6 protein-coding genes and 2 tRNA genes are annotated in these 6,296 nt (G+C 38.9%); 1 reads left to right on the top strand and 7 read right to left on the bottom strand.

Features of this window, described 5'->3' with window-relative positions; genetic code table 11:
• Both AB7E63_RS12910 and AB7E63_RS12905 read right to left on the bottom strand, forming a co-directional pair.
• Window positions 1–454, bottom strand: a 454-nt coding sequence (locus tag AB7E63_RS12910) for a type 1 glutamine amidotransferase domain-containing protein (protein WP_428419627.1), incomplete at its 3' end; no start/stop codon positions are given.
• A gap of 62 nt (window positions 455–516) precedes the next feature.
• On the bottom strand, window positions 517–1,422 hold the full coding sequence (locus tag AB7E63_RS12905) for a GNAT family N-acetyltransferase (protein WP_006341599.1): 906 nt from the start codon (window positions 1,420–1,422) through the stop codon (window positions 517–519).
• A gap of 125 nt (window positions 1,423–1,547) precedes the next feature.
• Between AB7E63_RS12905 and AB7E63_RS12900 the strand changes: the two genes are divergently transcribed.
• The gene (locus AB7E63_RS12900) at window positions 1,548–2,111 is read left to right on the top strand and encodes a histidine phosphatase family protein (protein ID WP_006341600.1); all 564 of its coding nucleotides are present in this window, start codon (window positions 1,548–1,550) and stop codon (window positions 2,109–2,111) included.
• 41 nt (window positions 2,112–2,152) lie between these two features.
• Here AB7E63_RS12900 and clpX read toward each other — a convergent pair whose 3' ends face one another.
• The 5 genes from clpX to AB7E63_RS12875 all read right to left on the bottom strand — a co-directional run bounded on the left by clpX (window position 2,153) and on the right by AB7E63_RS12875 (window position 5,789).
• Window positions 2,153–3,400, bottom strand: a complete 1,248-nt coding sequence (gene clpX, locus AB7E63_RS12895) for an ATP-dependent Clp protease ATP-binding subunit ClpX (RefSeq protein ID WP_006341601.1) — start codon at window positions 3,398–3,400, stop codon at window positions 2,153–2,155.
• Window positions 3,401–3,436: 36 nt separating this feature from the next.
• A complete protein-coding gene (locus tag AB7E63_RS12890) occupies window positions 3,437–4,045 on the bottom strand; it encodes an ATP-dependent Clp protease proteolytic subunit (protein ID WP_006341602.1) in 609 nt (202 codons plus the stop codon).
• A 116-nt stretch (window positions 4,046–4,161) separates the two neighbouring features.
• A complete protein-coding gene (tig, locus tag AB7E63_RS12885; protein ID WP_100067522.1) occupies window positions 4,162–5,448 on the bottom strand; it encodes a trigger factor in 1,287 nt (428 codons plus the stop codon).
• Between the two features lie 71 nt (window positions 5,449–5,519).
• Window positions 5,520–5,591 (bottom strand) — tRNA-Gly (locus tag AB7E63_RS12880).
• A 125-nt stretch (window positions 5,592–5,716) separates the two neighbouring features.
• Window positions 5,717–5,789: transfer RNA gene (locus AB7E63_RS12875), tRNA-Gly, on the bottom strand.
• Window positions 5,790–6,296: the final 507 nt, after the last annotated feature.

Genomic DNA, 6,296 nt, shown 5'->3' with positions numbered 1-6,296 from the left:
TAAAATGTTGGTCAACAACAACGGCTTCATCAACCCATTTAACACCCGCATTCACCATGTCATCTTTAATGGATAGATAGGATGTACACTTGATGCCATTGATGATTTTTGCAGAGATCGGAATCCACCCAGCATGACAGATAAAGGCGATGAGCTTTTTCTGTTTGTGAAATTGTTGCGTAATTTCCAAAACTTTTGGAAGTTTTCTCAGTTTATCCGGGGCATATCCTCCTGGAATAACTAAGGCAGCATATTCATCCACGGAAACTTGGTCAAAAGCAATGTCTGCTTTGCAAGGATAGGAGTGCTTTCCTGCATAAATAGTCTCTTTTTTTTCTCCCGCAATGACAACCTCTTTTCCCGCTTCTTTTAACCGAAACTTTGGATACTGTAATTCTAAATCTTCGTATTCATCCGCAACAAAGATTAAAATCTTTTGATTTTTTGACTTCATGATGGATCTCTTTGTTTATTGTTTCTTAATTAGCTTAAAACTAAATAAACGGGTCAACTAAGTCAAATATTTTCTTTAAACCTTTTCCAGCTTTGCCGCATATATCCACACCCTTGCGCATAGGGAGCTAGTCGTTTGCGAGCAAACTGGACCCATGATGATTCTGAAATTTGGGTATTAATTTCGACAACCGCATAAGGGACGGTTGATTGCGTTTGAAGCCTGATAGAATCACACAAAAGCTTGATAGCAAATCCTTTGTGCTGATACTGATGTTGAATATAAAAAGCTTGATAGCGAATCATGCCCGGAGAAACACGATGCGTGACTAGCCAACCGACAATTTCTCGATTACAGTAAAGAGCTAAACTATTGAGCGGCTCAATCTTATCCGGTTCATGAAAAGGGGAAATGTAGAAAGGGTATGAACCCTGCTCTTCCAATTCTTTTAGATAAGTAATATCTTCTTTTGGAATATCTTTCCAAAAAACTTCTCGAAATGGCTTTGCAAAAGGTTCGGCGTAGTGTTTTAACCAAGGCGGATCAAAAAGAGCTGAGTGGAACAAGTAAAACTGTGCCGAATGAATACTGGGATTCCATCCTTTGGCTACTAAAAACTTTTCGTTGGCTTGGTTTCTATCTGGATCAAAACGAAAAAACAATGAACAAGATTTGCAACCATTTGTGATTAAATCTTGCTCTGCAGACGCAAGTAACTGACTGCCAATTTTACGACCACGATAACTGGGAAGAACCGTAAACGAGTGAAGCTCGGCAAAAAGCACCAAGTTTGTATTAATACCAACAATACTTCCTACTGGATAGATCCCATCAAAGGCAACATAGATCCAACAGCTTTCCTCTTGCTTTTCGGTAAAATAGGCCCAATCCCGAACATCGATTAAAACATTCAATTTTTCAAATTGTTCAGGAGGAAGGGGGAGATCGAACTTTTCTATCCGATACATGTTCTTTCTTTGCTTTCAGGGTTATTTTAACTGATTAACATGTCATTTTTTTAATGGAAAGAGAATAGACTTGATTTACAACTTTTTTTATCTTACAACGCAAAATTTAGGGGAGGAAAAATAAGATGAAGTGGCTGTATTTTGCATTTATTTTGTGTGGTCTGCATATTGAATTAATGGCTGTCCCCGCCCAGATCATTATTATTCGACATGGTGAGAAAACGCCCTTTCAAAAGACCACCTCTTTGGCGCAAAAAGGCAAAGAACGAGCTGCTGCGTTAGTCCCTTATTTTCTTAAGGATCCCACCGTGACGCAGTATGGTCCACCTGTCGCGATTTATGCACAAAATCCAAGTTCGGCGTTTCCCTCACTTCGCCCCATAGAGACTGTCACACCACTAGCAGAGATTCTTCATCTTGAATTAAATAGAACCTATAAGAGTAATGAATTTGTGCCTATGTTGCGTGAAATCATGTCTGAACCTGCCTATGATGGGAAAATGGTCCTCATTTGCTGGCAAAGATATGCCATTCCAATGATTGCTGAATCGCTTGGAATCTCTTCAGCTCCAAAAGAATGGCGAGGAAAGGATTTTGACAGATGTTGGTTGATTAACTTCCACCATCGGGCAGGACCCTCTTTTCAAAATATTCCTCAAAAACTTTTATATGGGGACTCGGATAGATAACCTATCCCGAGCATTGCAACGGGATAGGTCTAAGAATTGAACTAGGCGATTTTTTCATCACCTGATGAACGCTTGATCATCGGCTCTTTTTTGCCCATGACCACATCATAATCAATAACAATCTCTGAAATGGTTGGATCGGACGGTACGTCAAACATAAGATCTCGCATGATATTTTCTAAAATCATACGCAGAGCACGCGCTCCTGTACCTGCTTCAATCGCTTTTTGAGCAATCGCGGCTAAAGCTTCTTCTGTAAATTGAAGATTAACCCCTTCCATTTCAAACATAGCCATAAATTGCTTAGCGATTGCATTTTTAGGTTTACTCAGAATCGAAACCAAATCTGAGACTGTTAATTCATTGCAGTTTGCAATGGAATTAAACCGCCCCACAAATTCTGGGATCATACCAAACTGAATCAGGTCTTCTGGTTCAACCTTCGCTAACAAATCGCTCTTTTTGGTTGGATCGACAGTTTCCTTATCTTTTGTAGTAAAGCCAATTGTACTTCTTCCCAAACGTTTTGCGACAATTTTTTCCATGTTCACAAAAGCGCCACCCACGATAAACAGAATATTTTCTGTATTGACCTTGATGTATTCTTGGTTCGGATGCTTTCTTCCACCTTTAGGTGGTACATTTGCAATCGTTCCTTCCACAATTTTCAAAAGAGCTTGTTGTACACCTTCTCCGGAAACGTCTCGGGTTATCGATACATTCGCGGTGGTCCGATTGATTTTATCGATTTCATCGATGTAAATAATACCTAGCTCTGCTTTGCTGACATCGTAATCTGCAGCTTGCAATAAACGCAGAATAATATTTTCAACATCTTCTCCAACGTAACCGGCTTCAGTTAGTGTCGTTGCATCCGCGATCGTAAAAGGAACATCTAAGATATTAGCCAATGTTTTTGCAATTAATGTCTTTCCAGAACCTGTCGGACCAAACAGCAAGACATTCGATTTGTTAAATTCGATTGCATTGTTGTCTGTGTTGGCTGAACGAATTCGTTTGTAGTGGTTATAAACAGCTACAGAAATCGTTTTTTTCGCATTATCTTGCCCAATGATATACTCATCAAGACGCTCTTTGATCTCTTTCGGCTTTAAAACCTTGAACTCATGGTTGGTTCTCGATTTTTTCTTTTCCAAAATCCCCGAACATAAGCTCACACATTTGTCGCAGATGTAAGCACTTGGACCAGATATTAATTTTTCAACTGCGTCTTCTGTTCGCCCACAAAAAGAACAAGAGATATTTTCTTTATTTGCTTTTTTTGCCATTCTTAATCATTTATGTTGCTGATTTTTTTAACACTTCTATTTTCTTGTGGTTGTCACAACTTCATCAATAATTCCGTACTCTTTAGCTTCCTGAGGACTCATATAAAAATCTCTCTCAGAATCTGCTGCAATGCGCTCAACAGATTGACCTGTTGCACCCGCCATGATTTCATGCAATGAGCGTTTGAGAACCAAAATTTCTTTGGCTTGTAACATAATATCGGAAGAAGTTCCACCCACACCTCCAGAAGGCTGGTGAATCATAATACGACTATTCGGAAGAGCAAAACGCTTTCCTTTTGTCCCCGCCATCAGCAGCAAAGCTCCCATCGAAGAAGCTTGGCCAATGCAATAGGTATTCACATCACAAGTCATCCAACGCAATGTATCATAAATAGCCAATCCAGATGTGATGTAACCACCCATTGAATTGATATAAAGATGGACGTCTTTTTTGGGATCTTCCATCTTTAGAAATAGGAGCTGCGCCACAACAATATTCGCTACTTGATCCGTGATATCGGTGCCGATAAATACAATGCGGTCTTGAAGCAAACGGGAAAAAATATCCATCGAGCGCTCGCCTCGCGCTGTATCTTCAATGACATAAGGCGTTAGAGAGTTAAAAGGTCTTTTATCTGACATAGCGAATCCTTAGCGTGCTGTTTGAATGATGCCTTTGTTGTACATGAATTGACTATTTTTTTGCTACGATGCAAATTGAAAAGTTAAGATCTTCATTTTCAATTTGCTAAGCAAGATCAATTTTTCTGCGCTTGTTCAACAAGGAAGTCCTTGATTTTCTTTGACATCAAAAGCTGGCGAACACGGTTATGCATTTCAGGAGAATTGAGCAAACCACGTGCGTCTGTCAAAGAGCCTGAATATTTGTAAATTTGTGCAAATAATTCTCTAACAACTTCTTCATCAGATACTTGAACGTTAAATTTCTGAATGAGTTCGTTCTCCAAAAAGATCAAGCGGATCGAATCTGTGCATTCTTTTTCAATCTGTTCGCGCATTTCTTCAATTTTTTTCGAAGCTTCAGAAGAAGATAAACCTGTTTCTTTTAATTCTTCAGTTTTTTGAGTAATAATCCGTTTGAGCTCTTGTTTAACGATAGAAGCAGGAACTTCAAAAGGATATTTCTCTAAAAGAATAGGAGAAATCTGTTCTCGAAGCACAAATTTGGACTCTTCTTCAGCGTTTTTGTTGAGTTGGTCTTCAATTTTCTTGCGCATATCTTCTAGGCTTTCAGCACCGGATTTCTTGGCGAATTCATCGTTTAACTCAGGAAGAATCGCCGTTTTTATCTCTTTAATTGTAATGCGTACATGAACAGGAGGCTCTTGATCTGCCGCTTGCGCTTCAACGCTTTCACCGGTCTTATGACCGACTATAGCGGTTTTAAACCACTCAGCCATATTTTGTTCATCGACTTTAAAAGAAGCATCAGCATAATAAACTTGCTCTGGATTTTCGACGGAGCAAGCATCAACCACCACTGTATCTCCTTCTTGAACAGGACGATCTGTAACAACATTCCAATCAGCATGGTGGATACGTACATTTTCAAGAGCTTTATCAATATCTGCTTCTGTAATATCTTTTTTCTGAGCAGATTTTAGTTCTAAAGATTTTGGATCAACTTCAGGAATCTCGGGTGCAGATTCAAAATCAATGAGTAGGTCAGCTCCCGCTTCAAGAGAAACATTTTTAACTAAAGCTTTTTGAACACTTTCTTTTGTAAAAGGGTAAATCCGTGTGATATCCATGAATTCACGTAGGGCACGGTTTAACAAAATATCGCGCCATTCTTTTTCAACGTGGGGGTGGAAATTTTGCAAAATCATCGCAGAGGGGACTTTTCCCTTACGAAAACCTGGCATAGAGACTTCTTTGGATATTGCTTTAATTGCTTCTTGATAAGCAGCTTGAGTTGCTTGAGGTGTGACATGAACATCTAACTTCACCAGACATCCATCTTCTTTTTTCAGAGAGATTTTTACATGTTCATTGCTGACTTCTGTTTGATTATTAGACACCATAACCTCATATTTTGGAAGTTTGTTTGAAAGCACATCTTAGCAAGTGTGCTTGAATCATACTCTTAAGAGAAAGCGGGTGATGAGGCTCGAACTCACGACCCTCACGTTGGCAACGTGATGCTCTACCACTGAGCTACACCCGCATATGAAAAATCGCAAAGCGGGTGATGAGGCTTGAACTCACGACCCTCACGTTGGCAACTTTATTCTCTACCACTGAGCTAAACACGCAAACTTTGCGTTATATTTGATATTGTATGTACCTGTAAGCGGGTGATGAGGCTCGAACTCACGACATTCACCTTGGGAAGGTGACGCTCTACCAACTGAGCTACATCCGCAATTACGTCTAAATCAAATCCTGGCAGTTATTTTCACAACTTGTTACTTGATTTAAGCGACGAGTATAGGAGTGCTCGATTTTTTCGGCAACATTTTTTGATCAACGTTTAAAAAAGAATGAAAAAAAGTGTCGGTTCTAAACCAAAGAATGGAGGAAACTTTGACCTAGAACCGACGGTGGGGAATTTAAGAATTTGCTTCTTTAAACTTCACCATAGTGACAGTATTGATTATCTTTCAAGATTTTTTTAGATATTTTCACACATCACTAATGTTCAATGTATTTTTTTAAATATTTTTCTAACGTATTTATCTTCATTTGATTATACAAAAGCCCCCCTAACTTATCCCCACCCCTCCAACAAGCATAAAAACTAAATTAAATTAATCGTAAACAACTTACATTCTTAAACTAATTTTGTAATCAATCATTCTACTTGAAATTAACTCGCACAAATTGAAGATTTACACTAAATATAAAATTGCCCATTCAAAAAAAAATCTCA

The sequence above is a fragment of the Parachlamydia sp. genome, from assembly GCF_050255895.1.
Classification (GTDB): domain Bacteria; phylum Chlamydiota; class Chlamydiia; order Chlamydiales; family Parachlamydiaceae; genus Parachlamydia; species Parachlamydia acanthamoebae.
This window is presented reverse-complemented; position numbering and strand designations above follow the sequence as displayed.

Excerpts from the sequence above, each read along its gene's own strand:
- AB7E63_RS12905 (WP_006341599.1), bottom strand. The coding sequence starts at position 1,422 with ATGTATCGGATAGAAAAGTTCGATCTCCCCCTTCCTCCTGAACAATTT.
- AB7E63_RS12900 (WP_006341600.1), top strand. The coding sequence starts at position 1,548 with ATGAAGTGGCTGTATTTTGCATTTATTTTGTGTGGTCTGCATATTGAA.
- clpX (WP_006341601.1), bottom strand. The coding sequence starts at position 3,400 with ATGGCAAAAAAAGCAAATAAAGAAAATATCTCTTGTTCTTTTTGTGGG.
- AB7E63_RS12890 (WP_006341602.1), bottom strand. The coding sequence starts at position 4,045 with ATGTCAGATAAAAGACCTTTTAACTCTCTAACGCCTTATGTCATTGAA.
- tig (WP_100067522.1), bottom strand. The coding sequence starts at position 5,448 with ATGGTGTCTAATAATCAAACAGAAGTCAGCAATGAACATGTAAAAATC.